This window comes from Streptomyces sp. SID3343 (genome assembly GCF_009865215.1).
Lineage (GTDB): Bacteria > Actinomycetota > Actinomycetes > Streptomycetales > Streptomycetaceae > Embleya.
This window is the reverse complement of record NZ_WWJX01001643.1, coordinates 1-279: the sequence shown is the minus strand read 5'-3', so window position 1 is coordinate 279 and position 279 is coordinate 1. Positions and strand designations below refer to the sequence as shown.

Annotated in this window: 1 protein-coding gene; it reads right to left on the bottom strand. The window is 77.8% G+C overall.

The features are described 5' to 3' along the window. A partial coding sequence (locus GT354_RS52110; RefSeq protein ID WP_161365551.1) for a hypothetical protein occupies positions 1–279 on the bottom strand: 279 nt, incomplete at both ends.

Genomic DNA, 279 nt, shown 5'->3' with positions numbered 1-279 from the left:
GCAGTCGGTCCGAGGCCGCCCGGGCCCGTTCGGACCGCGTCGCGGTCGCGTTGGCTGCGGCGCGGAGGTCGCCGACGTGCGCGTCGCGGTCGTCCAGGTCGCCGCGTTCGTCGTCCAGGGCCAGTGCCGCCGCGTCCAGGCGATCGCGTTCGTCGGCGAGCCTGACCTGCTCGCGCTGTAGAGCGGCCAGCCGCTGCGGTGCCAGGGCCAGTACCGCCCCGGCCGCGGCCAAGGCGGCCGTGGTGTGTCCCGCCGCCTCGGCCTCGCGCAGCGTGTCCG